Here is a 19287-nt window from a genome sequence, read left to right on the forward strand (position 1 = left end):
CGCTTCTGCGCGCTTCCGGTGCTCACGACCAAAACGGTCGCTGCGCTCCGGGTCACGCAAAATCACCATTTTCGGCTCGCTCTGAACTAAATGTCGATACAACCAAGTGCTCGTCACGAAGAGGGTTTGAATTGTGAACGATGTTATGATCCGCCGGGCGCTGCTGTCGGTGTCGGACAAGGCTGGGCTGGCCGATCTGGGCCGGGCGTTGGCGGCGCGCGGGGTCGAACTGGTTTCCACCGGCGGCACGGCCAAGGCGCTGCGCGATGCGGGCTTTGCGGTGATGGATATTTCCGATCTGACCGGCTTTCCCGAAATGATGGACGGGCGGGTCAAGACGCTGCACCCCAAGGTTCACGGCGGGCTTCTGGCGGTGCGCGACAATCCCGAACACGCCGCCGCGATGGCCGATCATGATATTGGCGCGATCGATCTGGTGGTGGTCAATCTCTATCCCTTTGCGCAAACAGTGGCCAAGGGTGCCAGCCGCGACGAGATTATCGAAAACATCGATATCGGCGGGCCCAGCATGGTGCGCTCTGCCGCCAAGAACCACGCCTATGTCACAATCCTGACCGATCCGGCCGATTACCCCGCCTTCCTGGCCGAGCTTGACGCCAGAGACGGTTCCAGCGGATACGACTTTCGCAAGCTGATGGCTGCCAGGGCCTATTCGGCGACTGCGGCCTATGATGCGATGATCAGCCAATGGTTCGCCTTTGCCGATCAGCAGCAGGTCTTTCCCGAAACGCTGGCGATCACCGCCAGGCGGGCAGAGGAATTGCGCTATGGCGAAAACCCGCATCAACGCGCGGCGCTCTATCTTCCGGTCGGGCCACACGGGCGCGGGATTGCGCAGGCCGAGCAGCTGCAGGGCAAGGCGCTGAGCTACAACAATTACAATGATGCCGATGCGGCGCTGGAACTGGTCAGCGAGTTTCGCGGCGGTGCGCCGGCGGTGGTTATCGTCAAGCACGCCAATCCGTGCGGCGTGGCGCAGGGCACCAGCCTGCTTGATGCCTGGCAGGGCGCGCTGCAATGCGATGATGTCTCGGCGTTTGGCGGGATTGTTGCGGTCAACGTCCCGCTTGATGGGCCCACCGCCGAAGCGATCTGCGAGATTTTCACCGAAGTTGTCGTCGCTCCGGCAGCTGATGATGCCGCGCGGGCGGCGTTTGCGAAGAAGAAGAACCTGCGCCTGCTGCTGACCGGAGAATTGCCCGATCCGCGCCGCGCCGGGTTGCTGGTCAAACCGATCACCGGTGGGCTCCTGGCGCAGAGCCGCGATAACGGTGCGATTACCCTGGCTGACCTGAAGGTGGTGACCAAGCGTGCTCCGACCGAGCAAGAGCTTAAGGATTGCCTGTTCGCCTGGACCGTCGCCCGCCACGTCAAGTCAAACGCAATCGTCTATGCCCGCGATGGGATCACCGCCGGGATCGGTGCCGGGCAGATGAACCGCCGCGACAGCAGCCGGATTGCTGCGATGAAAGCAGCCGAAGCTGCCGAGAAGTTCGGTTGGGCAGCAAGCCGCACCGTGGGCAGCGCAGTCGCGTCTGATGCGTTCTTCCCCTTTGCCGATGGTCTGCTGGCCGCAGCAGCAGCCGGGGCAACGGCGGTGATTCAGCCGGGTGGATCGATCCGAGATGACGATGTGATCGCGGCCGCCGATGAAGCCGGTCTTGCCATGGTCTTCACCGGGATGCGCCACTTTCGCCATTGATCGCAACAGCTCACCGCAGGCGCAAATCGCTTCATCGCGATGACGCGAACCTGCACGCGCCATTCACTGGACGGTAACTTTCATTTGTGCAGGAGGGCGCTCAAGCAAACCACACCTGTTCAAAGCGATTCTTCCATGACCCTGTTCAAGTCCGACCTGCTGCGCGCCTTCACGATCGGCTTTCTGCTGGGCAGTGCCGCGCTGGTTGCGATGATGGGTTCGCCGTTTGAACAAAGCATCGCCGATCAGGTTATCCCCGCTGCCGTAGCCGCGGCCCCAAGCCTGCCTGATCAGACCATGGTTGCACCATAAACAGGTTCTGACCCTTACAATTGCCGCGGCGCGTTCAAGCGCCTATATCGGGGCCATGGCTGCCCATCACCACCATCACGAACCGACCGGCGAAAGCCTGATCGAAGCTGCCGCCCACGCACTGGTTGACGCCGGTGAGCAATGGACCGGGATGCGCGCCGAAGTTTTCGAAGCGCTGGTTGCGCGTGAACGGCCGGCTTCGGCCTATGATGTGGCAGAAGATGTCTCCAAGGCCCGCGGCAAGCGGGTGGCGGCCAATTCAGTTTACCGTATCCTCGATCTGTTTGTGGCGACCAATCTGGCCCGCCGGGTTGAAAGTGCCAACGCCTACATCGCCAACCCGCACCCTGGCTGCCGCCACGATTGCATATTTCTGATTTGCGATGCCTGCGGCCGGGCCGAACATATCGATGATGACAAGTTGACCGGCGCGCTGGTGGACGCGGCCAAGGGCGCTGGCTTTGCCGATATCCGCCCGGTGGTTGAACTGCGCGGGGTTTGCGCGGCGTGTAGCTGAATTGGGAGGGCCCCGGGGCCTGCCCAATACATCAGCCGATCTGCGTCAAGCTAAGCAAATTGCCATCGGGATCGGCAAACCAGGCCACTTTCGCGCCGCCATCGCCTGAGGCCCAGATCCCCTGGGCGTCCTGGCCAAAGCCTTCGTAGATCTTGAATACAGCGCCTTTTGCCGCCAACGCGGCCACGCTGGCGGCGATATCGGCCACATGCCAGCCCAGCACAGTATGGGCCGCGCCCTGATGGCCGGGCAAGTCGGTCAGCCGCAGCGGGGTGCGGTTACCCAGATCAAAAGTCGCGGCGTGGCTGTCTTCTCCCATTAATCGCAGCCCCAGCACGTCGCGGTAAAACGGCAATGACCGGGATCGGTCGGCGGTCAGAATGAACACCACGGGCGGGGAATTGGCGGGCAGTGACATTGGGATCCTCCATCAAACGGCCATTGAAACTGCAATGTAGTGTCAATCGACACGATTGAAACCAGCGTGTAAGGCGCATCGCGATGAGTTCGAATCCGCCCACCCCGTTGCTCGATACGGTTCCACTGCCAAGCGACCTGCGCCGGCTTCGCCCTGATCAATTGCGCCAGCTGGCCGATGAATTGCGAGCTGAGATGATCAGCGCGGTTGGGCAAACCGGCGGGCACCTTGGTTCTGGGCTTGGCGTGGTAGAGCTGACCGTGGCGATCCACTATGTGTTCAACACACCCGCTGATCGGCTGGTCTGGGATGTGGGCCACCAGGCCTACCCGCACAAGATCTTGACTGGACGCCGTGACCGGATCCGCACTTTGCGCCAGGGCGGAGGCCTTTCGGGCTTTACCAAGCGCAGCGAGAGTGAATACGATCCGTTTGGTGCCGCGCACTCCTCAACCTCTATTTCAGCGGCACTGGGTTTTGCCATTGCCAATAAGATAGCCGGCACTCCTGGCAAGGGTATTGCGGTTATCGGTGACGGCGCGATGAGCGCGGGCATGGCCTATGAGGCGATGAACAACGCACAGGCCGCGGGCAACCGGCTGGTGGTGATCCTCAACGATAACGACATGTCGATCGCTCCGCCGGTGGGCGGGCTTTCGGCCTATCTCGCCAAGCTGGTCTCCTCGCGCCCGTTCCTGTCCTTGCGCGATATTGCCCGGCGGCTTTCGCGCAAACTTCCTGAACCGCTGCACCGCGCGGCCAAAAAGACTGATGAATTCGCGCGCGGCATGGCGATGGGCGGGACGCTGTTTGAGGAACTTGGCTTTTACTATGTCGGCCCGATCGATGGGCACAATATCGAACAGCTGGTGCCGATCCTGGAAAATGTCCGCGATGCTGCCGAAGGACCGTGCCTGATCCATGTCGTGACCCAAAAGGGCAAGGGCTATGCCCCGGCAGAGGCCAGCGCCGACAAGTACCACGGTGTCCAGAAATTCGATGTTGTCACCGGCCAGCAGGTCAAGGCCCCGGCCAGCGCACCGGCCTATCAGAACGTGTTTGGCGAAACGCTGGCCAGGCTGGCAGATACTGACCCGAAAATCTGCGCGATCACCGCCGCCATGCCCAGCGGCACCGGGGTGGACAAATTCGCAGCCGCCCATCCGGATCGCGCTTTCGATGTCGGGATCGCCGAACAGCACGCGGTGACTTTCGCCGCTGGACTTGCCGCGCAAGGGATGCGCCCGTTCTGCGCGATTTACTCAACCTTCCTTCAGCGCGCCTACGATCAGGTAGTTCATGATGTCGCGATCCAGAACCTGCCGGTCCGCTTTGCGATAGACCGTGCCGGACTGGTCGGGGCGGATGGGGCAACGCACGCCGGCTCGTTCGACATCGCATATTTGGCCAGCTTGCCAAATTTCGTGGTGATGGCCCCGGCGGATGAGGCGGAGCTGATCCACATGACCTACACTGCGGCTTGCCATGACAGCGGCCCGATTGCCTTGCGCTATCCGCGCGGCAACGGCACCGGGGTAGAGCTTCCAGCCGAACCGCGGCAGCTGGCAATCGGCAAAGGCCGGATCGTCAAGCAAGGCAGCAAGGTCGCGCTGCTCTCGCTGGGCACGCGGCTGGCCGAAGCGCTCAAGGCGGCGGACCAGCTGGAAGCCAAGGGGCTGTCCACCACGGTGGCCGATCTGCGCTTTGCCAAGCCGATTGACAGCGATCTGATCCGTTCGCTGATGGCCACCCATGAAGTGGTGGTGACGGTAGAAGAAGGCAGTATCGGCGGGCTGGGCGCGCATGTGCTGACCATGGCCAGCGATGAAGGGCTAACCGATCCTGATAATGCAAACGGGGGCCTCAAGATCCGCACCCTGCGCCTGCCCGACCTGTTCCAGGATCATGACAGTCCCGACAAGCAATACGACGCTGCCGGGCTCAACGCCCCGCAAATCGTCGATTGCGTCCTGACCGCGCTGCGCCACAATTCGGCCGGAGTGGAAGAGGCACGGGCTTAGCCCAGCAACCTTTTCGCCATCGCCCGCACTTCATCGCGCATATCCGCGCGCTCCAGTGCCACTGCCAAGGTCGCTTCGACAAACCCGGTCTTGCTGCCGCAGTCATAGCGTTTGCCCGCGAAGGTCACCGCGTGGAACGGCTGCTGGCCGATCATCTGGGCCATCGCATCGGTCAGCTGCACTTCGCCGCCGGCGCCTTTGCCTTGATTTTCCAGTACCCGCATCACTTCGGGTTGGAGGATATAGCGGCCTGAAATAATCAGGTTCGATGGGGCATCAGCGCGCTTGGGCTTTTCGACCAGCCCCAGCACTTCGGTCAGTGCGCCATCACGCTTGCCAGGCGCAATCACGCCATAACTTGAAACTTCGTCCTGCGGCACTTCGAGCACCGAGATAACATTGCCGCCAACCGCATTATAGGCGTCGACCATCTGCTTCATGCAGCCGGGCTGGCCGATCATCAGCTCGTCAGGCAGAAAGATCGCGAAGGGTTCATCCCCCACAATCGCCCGCGCGCACCAGATCGCGTGGCCCAGACCCAGCGGCACCTGCTGGCGCACGGTAACGAGGTTGCCCGGCTGGATCCGGGTTGGCTCAAGCACGTCGAGCGACTTGTCGCGCTCGCTCATGGTGGCTTCCAGTTCGTAAGCGGTGTCAAAATGCTCAACAATCGCGGTTTTCCCGCGCCCGGTCACGAAGATCAGCTGTTCGATCCCGGCCTCACGCGCTTCATCCACCGCATACTGGATCAGCGGACGATCGATTATCGGCAGCATTTCCTTCGGGATTGCCTTGGTTGCAGGCAAGAAACGCGTACCCAGCCCGGCGACGGGGAACACGGCCTTTCTGATCGGTTTGCGAAGCGAACTGTCGGTCATCAGCGGCCCTTAACCACGTTCCTGTTTCAGCTACGTTAAAGCGGTTTCCACTGCCATGCGCAACGCCTGCCATTCACCTGCTTGCCGCGCGGCGGAATCCCGCTAAATCGATTGTCTATGGACAAAATCATCATCCAAGGCGGCAAGCGCCTTTCCGGCACCATTCCTATCTCTGGCGCAAAGAATGCCGCGCTCACGCTGCTTCCCTGCGCGCTGCTGACCGAGGAACCGCTGACCCTGCGCAACCTGCCGCGGCTGGCGGATATCGATGGGTTCCAGCACCTGATGAACCAGTTCGGGATCTCGACCAGCATCGCCGGATCACGGCCCGAAGATTTCGGCCGGGTGATGACACTGGAAGCACCGCGGATCACGTCGTCGGTCGCGCCGTATGAACTGGTCCGCAAGATGCGCGCCTCAATCCTGGTGCTGGGGCCGATGCTGGCGCGGATGGGCGAAGCAACGGTTTCGCTGCCGGGCGGCTGCGCGATCGGCAATCGCCCGATCGATCTCCACCTCAAGGTCTTGGAAGCGCTGGGCGCCACGATTGAACTGGCGGCAGGATATGTCCGCGCTGTCGCTCCCGATGGCGGGCTGCCCGGTGGGCGTTACAGCTTTCCGGTGGTATCCGTGGGCGCGACCGAGAATGCCTTGATGACAGCGGTGCTGTGCAAGGGCAAATCAGTGCTCCACAACGCCGCGCGCGAGCCGGAAATTGTCGATCTGTGCAACCTGTTGGTGGCAATGGGGGCCCAGATTGAGGGGATTGGCAGCAGCGACATCACCATCCACGGTGTCCCGCGCCTGCACGGTGCAACTTACCGCGTGATGTCTGACCGGATCGAGGCCGGATCCTATGCCTGCGCCGCTGCGATTACCGGCGGCGAAGTGTTCCTCAAACACGCCGTGGCGGAGGAAATGGACGCGACGTTGCAGGCGCTGCGCGATGCCGGCGTGCATGTTGAGCCCAAGGCGGGCGGGATCCAGATTGCCTCTGACGGCAAGCTCAAGGCCGTCACCCTTTCAACCGCGCCCTATCCCGGCTTCGCCACCGATATGCAGGCGCAGTTGATGGCTATGCTGTGCCTGGCCGAAGGTTCAACGGTGCTGACCGAAACGATCTTCGAAAACCGCTATATGCACGTGCCCGAACTCAACCGGATGGGCGCGCACATCGAAACCAAGGGCCGCACCGCAGTGGTCCACGGGGTGAGCAAGCTGACCGGCGCCGAAGTGATGGCCACCGATCTGCGCGCATCGATGAGCCTGGTAATTGCCGGCCTCGCGGCAGAGGGTGAGACGCAGGTTCACCGGCTCTATCACCTTGATCGCGGGTATGAGCGGCTGGAGGAAAAGCTGGCCTTGGTCGGCGCGCAGATCGAGCGGGTTGGCGGGGATTGATGCTATGCGGCTCTAACTTCGAAGGAATGGAGCGATTGCCGTCCAAATTGAACCGCATTCTCTGACCCACCATTCCTGTTGATTTTCAAGACAGACGAGATTGCGAGCGCACTCTTCACCGCGACCATGAAATTGTGGGCTGCGAGTTACTATTACCGGATCCCAGCCAAATTGATCTCCCGAAATGTCGATTGTCAGTCCATTCCACTCAAGCCAGGCGTGCGAGTCCTTCCACCCTCCAATTTCTTCATAGGCAACTTGGTTGACGTATTCAGGCCTGATCTCGAGTTGATCAATTAGATATCTGCCAAGTAGTTCAGCTGCGTGGCCGCATGCACCACGTGGGAATGTGATATGCTTGGCAATCCAAGGTTCAGGCCCTGCGGTGTCGATTGCTGCGCGAAATACCCGTACCGCATTTTCGATCTGGTTGTCGGATGGAAGGGCTGTGGCTTTCACCTTACCCCAAAGCCTCCTTCAACGCCGCGTTCATCCGGCTCTGCCAGCCCGGCCCACTCTGGCGCCAGCCCTCGATGACATCAGGATCAAGCCGCAGGGTGATCGACTTCTTGGCATCGGGTTTGGTCCAGCCAAGCGGGCGGCCGCGTTTGCCCTTGCCGAATGCGGCGAGCACTTCGGGGGGCAGCACTTCGGTTGCGGGGCGGGCGCGGGCAAAATCCGCTTGGGTCCATTCCGGGTTGTCGTCGTAATCGACGGGCGGCTTGGGCTTACTCATAACGGCGCATCTCCTTGCCATGGGCGCGACGGTAACTGATCGCGCGGATGGTGCTGCCCGACCAGGCAAAGACCAGACAGCGGGCTTGCCCATCGACCCGTCCGAAGGCGCGAAAACGCATCTCGCCATAGTCGAACCGGCCGTCGAGCTCGACGACGGCAGAACCGAGTTCGAACGCGGCGGCATCGGCCAACGACAAGCCATGCTTAGCCCGGTTGATCGCATCTTTGGCCGGATCGAATACGATTTCCACGAATTATCTGTAACTACATTTTCGCAATTGGCAAGAATTAAATGCAGTTACGTTTAACCCGCCCATCCAACTAGCAACACCGCCAACCTCGCGCTCAACCGCCCGATGCGGTGAACGCTCCCTCGAAAATCACGCCTTTGACTTTCAGCTCGCGCAATCGTGCCGCGCCAACCGAATAAGGATCGCGGTCAAGCACGGTGAAATCGGCTTTTTTGCCCGCCGCGATTGAACCGACCAGTGCATCCATTCCGATCACTTGTGCGGCTTCGATGGTGACCGCGCGCAGTGCCTTGCCGAGGCTCAGCCGTTCGTTCGGGGCCTTGACCTTGCCGCCGATCGTGATGCGGTTGGCGGCGACCCAGGCGAGGTAGAGCGGATCAATCGGGGCCATATTGAAATCGCTGTGCAGCCCCAGCGGCACGCCCTTGCGCTCAAGCGAGCCAAGCCGGTTCATTTGGGCCGCGCGGTCGGGGCCCAGGCCTTCGCGTTCGTAAACGTCGCCCAGCACACGGATATAGTTGGGCTGGGCCGAGACCATCAGCCCCATCTGCGCAATCCGCCGGTTTTGCGCTTCGGTTGAATAGCCCAGATGCTCCAGTGTGATCGTTTGATTGGCGCGCCGCGGCAGTTCGGCCAGATGGCCAAGAACCACGTCGAGACCTTCATCGCCGTTGACGTGGATATGGAGGGAAAAGCCTGCCGCCCAGAACCGCGTGAACTCGGCGCGCAGATACTGCGGTTCGGTCAGCCACTTGCCGATGTGGCCATCGAGATAGCCTGGTGCATTCATCCGCATGTTGAGCCCGAAGAAGGCCCCATCGGCCAACATCTTGACTCGCCGATCAATCCGCACGTGGTGCGACGCGTAGGTTTTGGTGAAATTGGCCATCCAGCCATCAAGATCGGTCACAGCGTTCAATTTGCCTGCCGACGGCATCAACAACACGCGCGATGGATTGCGGCTCTGTTCAAACGCCGCCTTGATCAGGCCCGCTTCCATTTCGGCACTGGCAAACACGCCAATTCCCATATCCGATACCGTGGTTACGCCGCTGGTCAGCATCATTTGCTTAAGCGCAGCCATGCCCTGCTGGATCTTTTCCGGCGTCAGGATCAGCGGCCGCATCTTGGCCAGCGCGACATTGGTGCCGGTTTCGGAAAAATGCGCCTTGGCAAAATCGATGTGCTCAGGATTGGCCTTGGCCGCCGCAATCGCAACATCCAGCTGCGCCTGGGTCTCAAAGCCCCAGCGCTTCATCATCGCAGTGTTGACGATGATGTCGTGGAAACTGCGCTGCCAGATGATCACGGGCCGGTCGGGTGACATCTGATCCAGCACCGCACGGTCCAGCGGGCCATGAAACAGTTCATGGTAGCCCCAGCACAGGAACGGATCGGCTTTCGATCCGGCAAGCATTTCTGCCAGCTTCTGGCGATAGGCCGGCTGGGTTTGCACGCCTGGGTAAAAACCCGAAGGCAGCTTCCAGTCATCGGGCGCAAGATAGGGCATATTGAGCGCGACTGCCGCCAGCATTGGGTGCACGTGCGGATCGATCAGCCCAGGCATCAGCACATCCTTGGCAAAGCGCCGGTCGATTTGGACGGTGCGCCCGCGGGTCCACGGCTCCAGCTCTGCCAGTGTGTTGGCCGTGCCCAGGATAATTCCATCGGCAACCGCGACAAACCGCGCAGATGGATTGGATGGCTCCATCGTGACGATCCTGGCAGCCTCGAACACCGTGATGCCGGGATAGGCCAAGCCGCCTTCTGTGGCGGCAAGCGCAAACGGGGATGCGGCCAACATGGCCAGCTGTTCACGGCGCGTAATACCCATTGGTCCCTCCGGTCTGCTTAGTTGTGCCGGATCGTTATCATTGTTATCCGGCATCAAATATAAATATCTTTGGAATTGGTGTGGCCGTTGAACAATCCTGGGATCCCAAACCTGCTTGCGCTGCTTTCACCCCGGGAGGCCGAATTGCTCAGCGGGTTTTGCCACCGCCGCCATTATCGCGACGGCGAGGTGGTCCACGAACGCGGCGATCCGGATCTGGAGATGGGGCTGGTAATCAAAGGCGGCGTCAAACTGATGCGGCTGAACCAAAGCGGCGAGGTGGCCTTTGCCCTGACCGTGCTCGAGGGCCAAAACTACGGCGACAGCGTTGCGCTGGATAGCCTTGTCCGCACCCACCGGGCCATTGCGGTCGGCGAAACCGAAATCGATTTTCTCTCGGCCGAAGCCTTTCGGCGCATACTGGAAAACGAGCCAAAGATAGTAGAGGCATTGTATCGCGTTGCGGCACACCGACTGGTCGCGGCGGTCGATCTGGTCGACGATATGCGCATGCTCAAGATCGAAGCGCGGTTGGCCAAGCGTTTGCTGGCCCTGCTGATGCAATCCGGGCAGGCTGGCCAAATCACTTGCCTGCAGGAAGAACTGGCTCAGTTTCTGGGCGTTTCCGCAGTCACAATTGCGAAAGGGCTGCGTATTCTGGAAGCAAACGGGCTGATCGAAACCGGGTATCGCCGCATTCTTGTACCCGATCCCGTTGGCGTGCAGCGCTGGCTTGAAGCGCAGGACTAATAGCAGGCAAAGGAATCTGGCCTAGACGATCCTCCCTGCCAGCCACGCCACCAGCCAGATCCGCACCGCGCCGGCCAGTCCCGGCGGGACTGGTGCTGCGATCCGTTCCGCATCGATCCGGGCGACCAGCGCGTTGATCGGCAGGCGTTCCGCCTCGGCGGCCTGCTTGAGCAGCGCCCAGTAGAGCGGCTCAAGACTGATCGATGTCTTGTGCCCGGCGATCTCGACCGAGCGTTTGACCGGGGGGTGGTAGGGCGTGGTCATGCGCGCATTGGTAAGCGCGCTGTGGGCGAAGGTCTAGGCTGCGCGGATTTCGCCTTGCTGCACCTCGCCGCCCGGTGCCACGGCGCAAGGCTGAAGCGTGTGGAGGCAGCGGGCCAGTTCTTCCAGCGGAATAGCTTCCTGGAAGACGATTCCGTGGTCATGATCCTTGCGCCAGCGGATGTGGCCAAAGCGCAGCGGCAGGCCGGCCGCGTCAAACCGGGCGAAAGCACCCTGGGGAAGCAAACGGTCCACGTTCAACTTGGCCCCGCAGCGCGAAATATCGGCCAGCATCGCGCGGAAATCATGGCCATCGACCGTCAGCAGCACCGGCACTTTCAGCCGCAGGCGGACCGGGCGATGCGCGAACAGGCTGGCTTCGGAGAGAAAGTTTTCCAGCACCACTTGCGCCGCGAAACGGTAGCCGGCCTGGCCTTGATCGGCCCAGGTCCGCTCGATCGGATAGAGCGCACCATTGGCCAGTTCGAGGAAAATGCGTTTCTCTTCAGGTACATCATGCAGGAACCGCAGCCCAACTCCGCCAGCTGAAACATCACGCACCAGGCAGACATATTCGCCGCTCTGGCACACCACCTTGGCGGTCCGCAGCATCAGCGTGTGGCGCTGTTCCTGGCGTGGGTCGGTTGCATTGGTGGCGCTCATGCTGGCCTCGGTCTGACTATGGATAACCGAACCTAGCCGAGTGCGGTTAACGCAGCGCTAACATTTGCCTTCGGGCAATCAACTGGCCCCGCCGCTGTCGGTACTGGCGCGATAGAGCAGCGCGGCAATGGCCAACTCGCATAGCCCCAATGCCATGGCCACGTTGAAGAGCGGCACCGGCCAGGCCATCAGCGCCAGCATGCCGAATCCGATAAACTGACCCCCCAGTATCCAGAACAGCGTGCCGCCGAACATCGCCGGGAAGGTAAGGTAACGCAAGCCGACCGCCACGGCGACAACAGCAATGGTTTGCGGCGATTCGAGCCCGTACCATTTCCAGCCAAAATAGAATCCGGCGAGGATGATCGGCACGGTGACAAGACCGACCAGTTCAAGCCGTTTTCCGATGCTGGCCTTGGGCGCCTTGAACCACCACCGCGAGAGTAGTTCGGCCATGGGGGCAATCGCCATTCCGCCAATGAACAGCAAGATCAGGGCATGGCCCGGCCCGGTTGCCATCCAGACCAGCCCGGTAAACAGCCAGACCAGTCCTGAAACGATTACCCCCGCAGCGCCGCCCACATGTGCCCGGCGCAAATCGGCCCGAGCTGCGGCCAGGTCCATTGCCAAAGCCATCGGCTTTCCCATCAATACATATGCTGCCCGCCGTTGATGCTCATGGTCGATCCGGTCATGAAGCCGCCGTTCTCGGAAGTGAGGAAGGCTACGCCGCGGGCGATTTCCTCGGCCATGCCCAGCCGGCCAACCGGGATCTTGGCGACGATCTTTTCCAGCACCGCAGGCGGCACCGCAGCGACCATATCGGTATCGATATAACCTGGCGCGATCGCATTGACGGTTACGCCAAATTTCGCGCCCTCCTGAGCCAAGGCCTTGGTGAAGCCGTGGATACCGCTCTTGGCCGCGGCATAGTTGACCTGGCCGTATTGCCCGGACTGGCCGTTGATCGAACCGATGTTGACGATCCGGCCCCAGCCGCGTTCGCGCATCCCCGGAAAGGTTGCTTTGGCCATGTTGAAGCAGCCGCCCAGGTTGATCCGCATCACCTCGTTCCAGTCATCGAAGCTCATCTTGTGGAGCACCCCGTCGCGGGTCACCCCGGCGTTGTTGATGACGATATCAACTGGGCCGTGAGTGGCGGCAATATCGTTGCAATTGTGGATGCAAGCTTCATGATCGCCCACGTCCCAGCGGTATGAAGGAATGCCGGTGGCGGCGGTAAAGGCCTTGGCCTTTTCCTCGTTGCCGCCATAGTTGGCGATCACGGTGTGGCCCTGGCGTTGCAGGCGTTTGCAGATTTCCGCGCCAATCCCGCGCGTTCCCCCGGTTACAATTGCTACGCGTGCCATGGTGTGCCCTTCCTTTTGCAAGCCGCCGCTACGGCATGCTCAGGCGAATTTACGCAAGGCGCGGGCCAGCGCAAGCTAACGCATACGTAAAGGTGCTTCGTTTGCGCGAAATGCAACACCGGCCCGCTCCCCCTGCCCGGCCACCCGTTACATGGTACCCTTGGGGTGGTCGGGCAGGGGGAGCGGGCCGGTGTTGCAAGCTGATCGTGGAGGCGATCAGCGCATCAAACCAATTATGCCCTAGAACCGGAACTGGGTGCCGACGTAGACCGCCTGATTATCCTGCCGGCCATCGGTTAACGGGCGGAGCCGGTCACGGTCTGATGTCACCCGCACACCAGCGGTAACATCAAGATTGCGGCTGACCCGGTAGCTGCCGCCCAGATCGACCTGCTGATCGCTCTGCTCGAAAGTCTGCGGGCTGCGGCCGGCTTTCTGCTTTTCATCCAGCGCGATCCGCGGGGCCAGGCGCGAGGGCGCCGGTGAAACCCCGCCACGCGGGCGATAGCTTGCCAGATCAGGGGCATCGAGCTGGCGAATCGGGCTGGTCACTGCCGGTTTGGCGGTGTTTTGCGCAAAGCTGGAATAACCCCGCGCGGTGCCAAGGCTATAGGCGGTAGGCGCGATCGCAAGTGATGCACCCTGGCTAACCTCTGGCACAACCGTGGGTCGGCGCAGATTAAGCTGTGGCAGACTGTTGCCGTTCAGCCGAACCGCGACAGTAACTACCGAAGCATCGACCCGGCTGGGCGTGGCGGCCGGGGTGAAGCGGAAATAGCGGCCCTTGGACAGGGCCCGCACAGTGATCGATCGGGTCAGCCGGGGATCAACCTCTGCCGGGACAAATGCCCCAGAGGCCGCGATTTCGGCTGCGCTATCAGACGGTTCGGCCGGAAAGCCGGTTGAGAAAGCCAGCACTGCACTGGGCAATGCCAATGCCGCAACCGCGCAGCACAGTTGCAAGGCCGACGTCATGCCGCCCGAACCACGCTTGCCAGTGCTTTGCTGTACCATGCTGCTGAAATTCCTACGCCCATCGCGGGCTTGCTGCGCAGTTCTTCACGCCAATCCAGCCCGGATTGCAAGCAGCAATGGCCAAACCGCACTGAACCCGCGCTGAATGGCGCGCTTTGCGCCGCTTCAGTTCTGCTGGAACAGGCATGGAAGAGAGCGCGCCCGCAGCGCCATTCAGCCGCGGTTCACGGCGCGAAACGGCATTAGCGCTGGCCTTGTTACACGCACTCTTGCCGCCAAGCGCGCCTTGGCTATAGAGGCACAGCGCAACACGCATTTTGCAATCATATGCCCAGGCGATCAGGCAAACGCCCAGGCGATCAGGATCCGGAAGAAACCATCATGAACGGCAGCACTTTCCCCCAAGCCAGCAACCTGCGCCTCCTTGGCCGGGCCGGGCTGATTGCCCTTGCCGCTGTTGCGCTTTCGGCTTGCGGCTCAAAGGGCCCACCCAAGGCCGATCTGGCTGCTTCGCGGATCACCACAATCGGGGTGAACAGCTATCTGTGGCGGGCCAGTCTTGAAGCGCTCAGCTTTATGCCGCTGCTGCAGACTGACAGCAATGGCGGCGTGATCGTGACCGATTGGTACGCCAATCCCAACAACCCGAACGAGCGGATGAAGGTTACCGTAACGATCCTTGATCAGGATCTGCGCGCCGATGCGCTGCGGGTTGCCGCCAGCCGCCAGGTGATGGCCGGCGGGGTCTGGGCCGATGCCCCGGTGCAGGCCGCCACCGTGCAAAAGCTTGAAGACGTAATCCTGACCCGCGCCCGCGATCTGCGCCGCCAGGCTTCTTCGCCGAACTGATCTGGGTGCGCTGATCGCCTCCGCGATCAGCTTGGCTTGGCCGGCCCGCTCCCCCGGCCCGTCCTCCCGTTTAAGGTACCCCGTGGGTGGACGGGCCGGGGGAGCGGGCCGGCCAGGCCAGGGAAAGCCGGACGGCTTTCCCGCACCGGCGAGAGCCCATCAAAACCCTCTCCGATCTCGACATTGCCGCGTCAGCCGTTAGAGCGCCCAGATGACCAGCGAACGTTTCGATCCCGCCAGCGCCGATGCCCACTGGCAAGCGGCGTGGGAAAGCGCCCAGACTTTCCGCGCCGATGATGCTTCGCCAAAGCCGCGCAGCTACGTGCTTGAGATGTTTCCCTATCCCTCGGGCCGGATCCACATCGGCCACGTGCGCAACTACACGATGGGCGATGTGCTGGCCCGGTATAAGCGGATGCAGGGCTTTGAAGTGCTCCATCCGATGGGCTGGGATTCGTTCGGGATGCCGGCCGAAAATGCCGCGATGGAAAAGGGTGTTCACCCCGGCGGCTGGACCCGCGCCAATATCGCGGCGATGACCGAGCAGCTCAAACGGCTCGGCTTCTCGTTCGATTGGAGCCGCGAACTTTCAACCTGCGAGCCGGAATATTACGGCCACGAGCAGGCGCTGTTCCTCGATATGTATGCCGCCGGGCTGGTTTACCGCAAGGAAAGCGCGGTCAACTGGGATCCGGTCGATATGACCGTGCTGGCCAACGAACAGGTGATCGACGGGCGCGGCTGGCGCAGCGGCGCGCTGGTTGAAAAGCGCAAGCTGAGCCAGTGGTTCCTCAAGATTACCGAATTTGCCGACGAGCTGCTGGAAGGCCTGGGCGAGCTCAAGAATTGGCCCGAAAAGGTCAAGCTGATGCAGGAAAACTGGATCGGCAAAAGTCAGGGCTTGCAGTTCAAATTCCACAGCGCCGATCGCGCGACCGAAGTTGAGGTGTTCACCACCCGCCCCGACACGATCTTTGGGGCCAGCTTTGTCGCGATTGCGGCCGAGCATCCGATTGCGAGGGGCCTGGCGAATGATCCAGCCGTCGCCGCCTTCATCGAGCAGTGCCGCAAAGGCGGGACCACCGCCGCGGAAATCGAAACGCAGGAGAAACTCGGGTTCGATACCGGCCTGCGGCTTAAGCACCCGTTCGATGATGGGATCGAACTGCCGCTCTACATCGCCAACTTCGTGCTGATGGACTACGGCACCGGCGCGGTGTTCGGCTGCCCGGCGCACGATCAGCGCGATATCGATTTCGCCCGCAAATATGGCCTGCCGGTTATCCGCGTGGTTGCCGATGGTGATGCCGTCGATCCGGTGTTCGAAGGCAATGAGGCCTATAGCGGACCGGGCGCGCTGGTGAATTCGCGGTTCCTCGATGGGATGGACGTGGCAGCGGCCAAGGCCGAAGTGATCGCCCGGGCTGAACAGGGGGATTGGGGCCACGGCACCACCGTGTGGCGGCTGCGCGATTGGGGCGTGTCGCGCCAGCGCTATTGGGGCACCCCGATCCCGTTCATCCACTGCGATGCCTGCGGCGTGGTGCCGGTGCCGAAGGACCAGCTGCCGGTGGTGCTGCCCGAGGATGTCAGCTTTGACATTCCCGGCAATCCGCTGGATCGCCACCCAACCTGGAAGCACGTGGACTGCCCCGAGTGCGGCAAGGCGGCCCGGCGCGAGACCGATACGCTCGATACCTTCACCAACAGCTCGTGGTATTTTCTGCGGTTTGCCAGCCAGCCCGCTGACCGCCCGTTCGATCCTGAAGTGATCAAACAGTGGCTGCCGGTTGAACAGTACATCGGCGGGATCGAACATGCGATCCTGCACCTGCTCTACGCCCGGTTCTGGACCCGCGCGCTGGCGCGGATCGGGATGATCGATGTCAGGGAACCGTTCGCCAGCCTGTTCACGCAAGGCATGGTGACGCATGAGACCTATTCCCGGACCGACCCCGTCAATGGCCAGCCGGTTTATTTCAGCCCGGCCGAAGTTGAGCGTGGTGGTGAAAATGCAGCGCTAAAGGCCGATGGTAATCAGGTTGAAATCGGCCGGGTCATCAAGATGTCCAAGTCCAAGAAAAATGTCGTCGATCCCGATGACATCATCGCCCAGTACGGCGCCGATGCGGTGCGCTGGTTCATGCTTTCGGACTCACCGCCCGAACGCGACCTGCCCTGGTCCGAAGCCGGAATCGAAGGCTGCGCGCGGTTTGTTCAGCGGCTCTGGCGGTTGTTTGGACAGATCGGCAATGGCGGCGCCGGGGCCGATGCCCAGCACGATGCCGCGCTTGATCGCAAGCTGCATCAGACCATTGCCGCGGTTGCTTCTGATATTGAGGCGCTGTCGTTCAACAAGGCAGTGGCGCGGATCTATGAGCTGACCGCAGCGGCGGAAAAGGCCGCGCCATCGGCCAGCCGCAGCGACGCGATCCGCAAGCTGATCCTGCTGGTTTCGCCGATGATGCCGCACTTGGCTGAACAGGCCTGGTCGCAGCTTAATCTGGGGCTGGCTGCCGATGCGCCGTGGCCGCCGTTCGATCCCGCGCTGCTGATTGAAGATGAAGTGACCATCGCGATCCAGGTGCTGGGCAAGCTGCGCGATACCGTGACCGTCGCCAAGGGCTTGCCGCGCGAGGAGCTGGAGGCGCTTGCGCTGGCATCCGAGAAGGTCCAGCGTGCGCTTGATGGCAAGGCAGTGAAAAAGGTGATCGTGGTGCCCGACCGGCTGGTAAATCTGGTGGCATGATGCGGCGGTTGGCTCTTGTGCTGGCGCTGGCTGTGCCGCTTGCCGCTTGCGGGCTGAAGCCGATGTACGCCGGCGGAGCAGGCGGCGCGATTGCCCAGGGCCTTACCGCGATTGATGTTTCCCCGATTGAGGGGAAATCGGGCTGGCTGATGCAGTCTGCGCTGACCGACCGGCTCGGCTCGGCGCGGCGCAGCGGGGCTGCACGCTACCGGCTGGATGTCCGGCTTGATGACAAGCTTGAAGGGCTTGGCCTGCTTTCGGATGATACCGTTACCCGCGAACGCCGCACCTTGCGCGCACGCTATCAATTGGTCGATCTGGCCACTGGCGAAATCGTGCTTGATGAAACCGTTGGGCTTGATGCCGGGATCGATGTGGTTTCATCAGAATATGCAACGATTGCGGCGGAAAATACCGCGCTGGAAAACCTGACCAAGGAAGTGGCTGACCGGATCGTGACCCGGCTTGCGTTAAAATTGCGCAGCCTGGATGCGGGCCAGCGGTGAAGGCCACCCAGAAGGATTTCAAAAGCCAGGCCCCGCGTGCTGCGCGCGAAGCCAGGGTGTTCTTTTTTTGCGGACCGGATGAAGCCGGAGCCCACGATGCCGCGCACCAGATTGCGGCACTGCTGAGCGATCCGGGTGAGCGGGTCGAGCTTTCTGGGGCCGATCTGAAACGCGATCCTGTGCGGCTGGGTGATGAAGCCCGGTCCAGCTCGTTATTTGGGGATGCGCGGCACATCTGGGTTCGCGCAGCCGGCGATGAAGTGCACGATGCCGTGCAGAACCTGCTGAACGCGGAAGGTGAACCGTGTCCGGTGCTGATTGTCGCCACTTCGGCCACCGACAAATCACGCACAGCAAAGCTGCTGGCCGCGCGCAGCGATGCGTTGGTTGCGATGTTCTATCCGCCCGATCTGCGCAGTGCCGCGGCCAGCGTGCGCGGCATGGCTGATGCCGCCGGGGTAACGCTAAGCGGCGATCTGGCTGAGCGGATCGCGCGCGCCGCGCTGCTTGATACCCGGCTGGCCGCATCCGAAGTGACCAAGCTGGCGCTTTATCTGGATGCCGGGCCGCAAGCCCCGCGCCAGGCCCGCAGCGAAGATCTGGATGCGATCGGCGCGGCCTGTGATGACGATGGCTTCATGCCGCTGGTCAATGTGGTGCTGGGCGGCGAAGTGGCCAAGCTGGGGGCAGAACTGGGGCGGATGCGCGAACAGGGGCTGAACCCGGTTGGCCTGCTGCTGGCGTTTGAGCGCCGCGCTGCGCAGCTGGCCCAGCTGGCCGCGCGGATGGGCCCGCACGGCAAGGTTCGCGAATTCATCGAAGCCGAATCGAACGCCCGCCGGGTATTCTGGAAAGATCAGCGCGATCTGATCCAGCAACTGGCGGTCTGGCGCGGCCGCAAGCTGGGCCGGCTGACCGAACGCCTGATCGAATTGCACCGGCAATTGCTGGCCAACAGCCAGAATTCGGAACTGCTTTTGGCCCATGGCCTGGCCGAGATCGCCCGGGCTGCTGCTCCGCGCGGTTGACTGTCGGACAAATTGGGCCAATCAGGCCGGGCAGACACTGGTC

21 protein-coding genes are annotated in these 19287 nt (G+C 61.9%); 10 read left to right on the forward strand and 11 right to left on the reverse strand.

Translation table 11 applies throughout. From position 1 onward, the window contains the following. The first annotated feature begins 145 nt into the window (after positions 1-145). The 3 genes from purH (at position 146) to ABL914_RS03565 (ending at position 2552) form a co-directional block, all read left to right on the forward strand. Positions 146-1723 (forward strand): bifunctional phosphoribosylaminoimidazolecarboxamide formyltransferase/IMP cyclohydrolase, encoded by a 1578-nt coding sequence (gene purH / locus ABL914_RS03555; RefSeq protein WP_391561816.1) that lies wholly within the window; start codon positions 146-148, stop codon positions 1721-1723. 135 nt (positions 1724-1858) lie between these two features. Further along, positions 1859-2035: a hypothetical protein gene (locus ABL914_RS03560; protein ID WP_391561779.1), complete on the forward strand. Its 177-nt coding sequence runs from the start codon at positions 1859-1861 to the stop codon at positions 2033-2035. Between the two features lie 55 nt (positions 2036-2090). Continuing rightward, positions 2091-2552, forward strand: coding sequence for a Fur family transcriptional regulator (locus ABL914_RS03565; protein WP_391561780.1), 462 nt, complete (start codon positions 2091-2093; stop codon positions 2550-2552). Positions 2553-2583: 31 nt separating this feature from the next. On the opposite strand, the gene ABL914_RS03570 is transcribed toward ABL914_RS03565, so the two are convergent. Continuing rightward, positions 2584-2970, reverse strand: coding sequence for a VOC family protein (locus ABL914_RS03570; protein WP_391561781.1), 387 nt, complete (start codon positions 2968-2970; stop codon positions 2584-2586). 83 nt (positions 2971-3053) lie between these two features. Here ABL914_RS03570 and dxs point away from each other — a divergent pair, with 83 nt between their 5' ends. Beyond that, positions 3054-4991 carry a 1-deoxy-D-xylulose-5-phosphate synthase gene (dxs, locus tag ABL914_RS03575; RefSeq protein WP_391561782.1) on the forward strand — a complete coding sequence of 646 codons (1938 nt, stop codon included), beginning with the start codon at positions 3054-3056 and terminating at the stop codon, positions 4989-4991. On the opposite strand, the gene galU is transcribed toward dxs, so the two are convergent. Further along, complete coding sequence (gene galU / locus ABL914_RS03580) at positions 4988-5869, reverse strand: UTP--glucose-1-phosphate uridylyltransferase GalU (protein ID WP_391561783.1); 882 nt, start codon at positions 5867-5869, stop codon at positions 4988-4990. The genes dxs and galU overlap by 4 nt on opposite strands. Positions 5870-5986: 117 nt before the next feature. On the opposite strand from galU, the gene murA reads away from it, so the two are divergent. Continuing rightward, positions 5987-7270, forward strand: a complete 1284-nt coding sequence (gene murA / locus ABL914_RS03585; protein WP_391561784.1) for a UDP-N-acetylglucosamine 1-carboxyvinyltransferase — start codon at positions 5987-5989, stop codon at positions 7268-7270. Positions 7271-7282: 12 nt separating this feature from the next. On the opposite strand, the gene ABL914_RS03590 is transcribed toward murA, so the two are convergent. The 4 genes from ABL914_RS03590 to ABL914_RS03605 all read right to left on the reverse strand — a co-directional run bounded on the left by ABL914_RS03590 (position 7283) and on the right by ABL914_RS03605 (position 10093). After that, a complete protein-coding gene (locus tag ABL914_RS03590) occupies positions 7283-7729 on the reverse strand; it encodes a hypothetical protein (RefSeq protein ID WP_391561785.1) in 447 nt (148 codons plus the stop codon). A 1-nt stretch (position 7730) separates the two neighbouring features. Further along, positions 7731-8006, reverse strand: a complete 276-nt coding sequence (locus tag ABL914_RS03595) for a BrnA antitoxin family protein (protein ID WP_391561786.1) — start codon at positions 8004-8006, stop codon at positions 7731-7733. Next, positions 7999-8259, reverse strand: a complete 261-nt coding sequence (locus ABL914_RS03600; protein WP_391561787.1) for a BrnT family toxin — start codon at positions 8257-8259, stop codon at positions 7999-8001. The genes ABL914_RS03595 and ABL914_RS03600 overlap by 8 nt, the downstream gene beginning before the upstream one ends. Positions 8260-8353: 94 nt before the next feature. Beyond that, positions 8354-10093: an amidohydrolase gene (locus ABL914_RS03605; protein ID WP_391561788.1), complete on the reverse strand. Its 1740-nt coding sequence runs from the start codon at positions 10091-10093 to the stop codon at positions 8354-8356. Between the two features lie 87 nt (positions 10094-10180). Between ABL914_RS03605 and ABL914_RS03610 the strand changes: the two genes are divergently transcribed. After that, positions 10181-10843, forward strand: a complete 663-nt coding sequence (locus tag ABL914_RS03610; RefSeq protein ID WP_391561789.1) for a Crp/Fnr family transcriptional regulator — start codon at positions 10181-10183, stop codon at positions 10841-10843. A 21-nt stretch (positions 10844-10864) separates the two neighbouring features. On the opposite strand, the gene ABL914_RS03615 is transcribed toward ABL914_RS03610, so the two are convergent. The 5 genes from ABL914_RS03615 to ABL914_RS03635 form a co-directional block, all read right to left on the reverse strand. Continuing rightward, positions 10865-11107 (reverse strand): ribbon-helix-helix domain-containing protein, encoded by a 243-nt coding sequence (locus tag ABL914_RS03615; protein ID WP_391561790.1) that lies wholly within the window; start codon positions 11105-11107, stop codon positions 10865-10867. Positions 11108-11140: 33 nt separating this feature from the next. Beyond that, complete coding sequence (locus tag ABL914_RS03620; RefSeq protein ID WP_391561791.1) at positions 11141-11767, reverse strand: PilZ domain-containing protein; 627 nt, start codon at positions 11765-11767, stop codon at positions 11141-11143. Positions 11768-11845: 78 nt separating this feature from the next. Then, on the reverse strand, positions 11846-12415 hold the full coding sequence (locus ABL914_RS03625) for a DUF7010 family protein (protein WP_391561792.1): 570 nt from the start codon (positions 12413-12415) through the stop codon (positions 11846-11848). Then, the gene (gene phbB, locus ABL914_RS03630; RefSeq protein ID WP_391561793.1) at positions 12415-13137 is read right to left on the reverse strand and encodes an acetoacetyl-CoA reductase; all 723 of its coding nucleotides are present in this window, start codon (positions 13135-13137) and stop codon (positions 12415-12417) included. The genes ABL914_RS03625 and phbB overlap by 1 nt, the downstream gene beginning before the upstream one ends. A 240-nt stretch (positions 13138-13377) precedes the next feature. Then, positions 13378-14151 (reverse strand): hypothetical protein, encoded by a 774-nt coding sequence (locus ABL914_RS03635; RefSeq protein ID WP_391561794.1) that lies wholly within the window; start codon positions 14149-14151, stop codon positions 13378-13380. Positions 14152-14493: 342 nt separating this feature from the next. Here ABL914_RS03635 and ABL914_RS03640 point away from each other — a divergent pair, with 342 nt between their 5' ends. The 4 genes from ABL914_RS03640 to holA all read left to right on the forward strand — a co-directional run bounded on the left by ABL914_RS03640 (position 14494) and on the right by holA (position 19244). Continuing rightward, on the forward strand, positions 14494-14961 hold the full coding sequence (locus ABL914_RS03640) for a DUF3576 domain-containing protein (protein ID WP_391561817.1): 468 nt from the start codon (positions 14494-14496) through the stop codon (positions 14959-14961). Between the two features lie 211 nt (positions 14962-15172). Continuing rightward, positions 15173-17710, forward strand: coding sequence for a leucine--tRNA ligase (leuS, locus tag ABL914_RS03645; RefSeq protein ID WP_391561795.1), 2538 nt, complete (start codon positions 15173-15175; stop codon positions 17708-17710). Further along, positions 17707-18216, forward strand: a complete 510-nt coding sequence (gene lptE, locus ABL914_RS03650; RefSeq protein ID WP_391561796.1) for an LPS assembly lipoprotein LptE — start codon at positions 17707-17709, stop codon at positions 18214-18216. Before leuS ends, lptE begins: the two co-directional genes overlap by 4 nt. Then, complete coding sequence (holA, locus tag ABL914_RS03655) at positions 18213-19244, forward strand: DNA polymerase III subunit delta (protein WP_391561797.1); 1032 nt, start codon at positions 18213-18215, stop codon at positions 19242-19244. The genes lptE and holA overlap by 4 nt, the downstream gene beginning before the upstream one ends. Positions 19245-19287: the final 43 nt, after the last annotated feature.

The sequence above is a fragment of the Novosphingobium sp. genome, assembly GCF_040079535.1.
GTDB lineage: Bacteria > Pseudomonadota > Alphaproteobacteria > Sphingomonadales > Sphingomonadaceae > Novosphingobium.

What these genes read in the sequence shown, in the direction of transcription:
- ABL914_RS03615 (WP_391561790.1), bottom strand. Translation starts at nt 11,107, where the DNA reads ATGACCACGCCCTACCACCCCCCGGTCAAACGCTCGGTCGAGATCGCC.
- ABL914_RS03570 (WP_391561781.1), bottom strand. Translation starts at nt 2,970, where the DNA reads ATGTCACTGCCCGCCAATTCCCCGCCCGTGGTGTTCATTCTGACCGCC.
- ABL914_RS03565 (WP_391561780.1), top strand. Translation starts at nt 2,091, where the DNA reads ATGGCTGCCCATCACCACCATCACGAACCGACCGGCGAAAGCCTGATC.
- leuS (WP_391561795.1), top strand. Translation starts at nt 15,173, where the DNA reads ATGACCAGCGAACGTTTCGATCCCGCCAGCGCCGATGCCCACTGGCAA.
- ABL914_RS03620 (WP_391561791.1), bottom strand. Translation starts at nt 11,767, where the DNA reads ATGAGCGCCACCAATGCAACCGACCCACGCCAGGAACAGCGCCACACG.
- lptE (WP_391561796.1), top strand. Translation starts at nt 17,707, where the DNA reads ATGATGCGGCGGTTGGCTCTTGTGCTGGCGCTGGCTGTGCCGCTTGCC.
- ABL914_RS03640 (WP_391561817.1), top strand. Translation starts at nt 14,494, where the DNA reads ATGAACGGCAGCACTTTCCCCCAAGCCAGCAACCTGCGCCTCCTTGGC.
- dxs (WP_391561782.1), top strand. Translation starts at nt 3,054, where the DNA reads ATGAGTTCGAATCCGCCCACCCCGTTGCTCGATACGGTTCCACTGCCA.
- ABL914_RS03595 (WP_391561786.1), bottom strand. Translation starts at nt 8,006, where the DNA reads ATGAGTAAGCCCAAGCCGCCCGTCGATTACGACGACAACCCGGAATGG.
- murA (WP_391561784.1), top strand. Translation starts at nt 5,987, where the DNA reads ATGGACAAAATCATCATCCAAGGCGGCAAGCGCCTTTCCGGCACCATT.
- ABL914_RS03605 (WP_391561788.1), bottom strand. Translation starts at nt 10,093, where the DNA reads ATGGGTATTACGCGCCGTGAACAGCTGGCCATGTTGGCCGCATCCCCG.
- ABL914_RS03625 (WP_391561792.1), bottom strand. Translation starts at nt 12,415, where the DNA reads ATGGGAAAGCCGATGGCTTTGGCAATGGACCTGGCCGCAGCTCGGGCC.
- phbB (WP_391561793.1), bottom strand. Translation starts at nt 13,137, where the DNA reads ATGGCACGCGTAGCAATTGTAACCGGGGGAACGCGCGGGATTGGCGCG.
- ABL914_RS03560 (WP_391561779.1), top strand. Translation starts at nt 1,859, where the DNA reads ATGACCCTGTTCAAGTCCGACCTGCTGCGCGCCTTCACGATCGGCTTT.
- ABL914_RS03635 (WP_391561794.1), bottom strand. Translation starts at nt 14,151, where the DNA reads ATGGTACAGCAAAGCACTGGCAAGCGTGGTTCGGGCGGCATGACGTCG.
- galU (WP_391561783.1), bottom strand. Translation starts at nt 5,869, where the DNA reads ATGACCGACAGTTCGCTTCGCAAACCGATCAGAAAGGCCGTGTTCCCC.
- purH (WP_391561816.1), top strand. Translation starts at nt 146, where the DNA reads ATGATCCGCCGGGCGCTGCTGTCGGTGTCGGACAAGGCTGGGCTGGCC.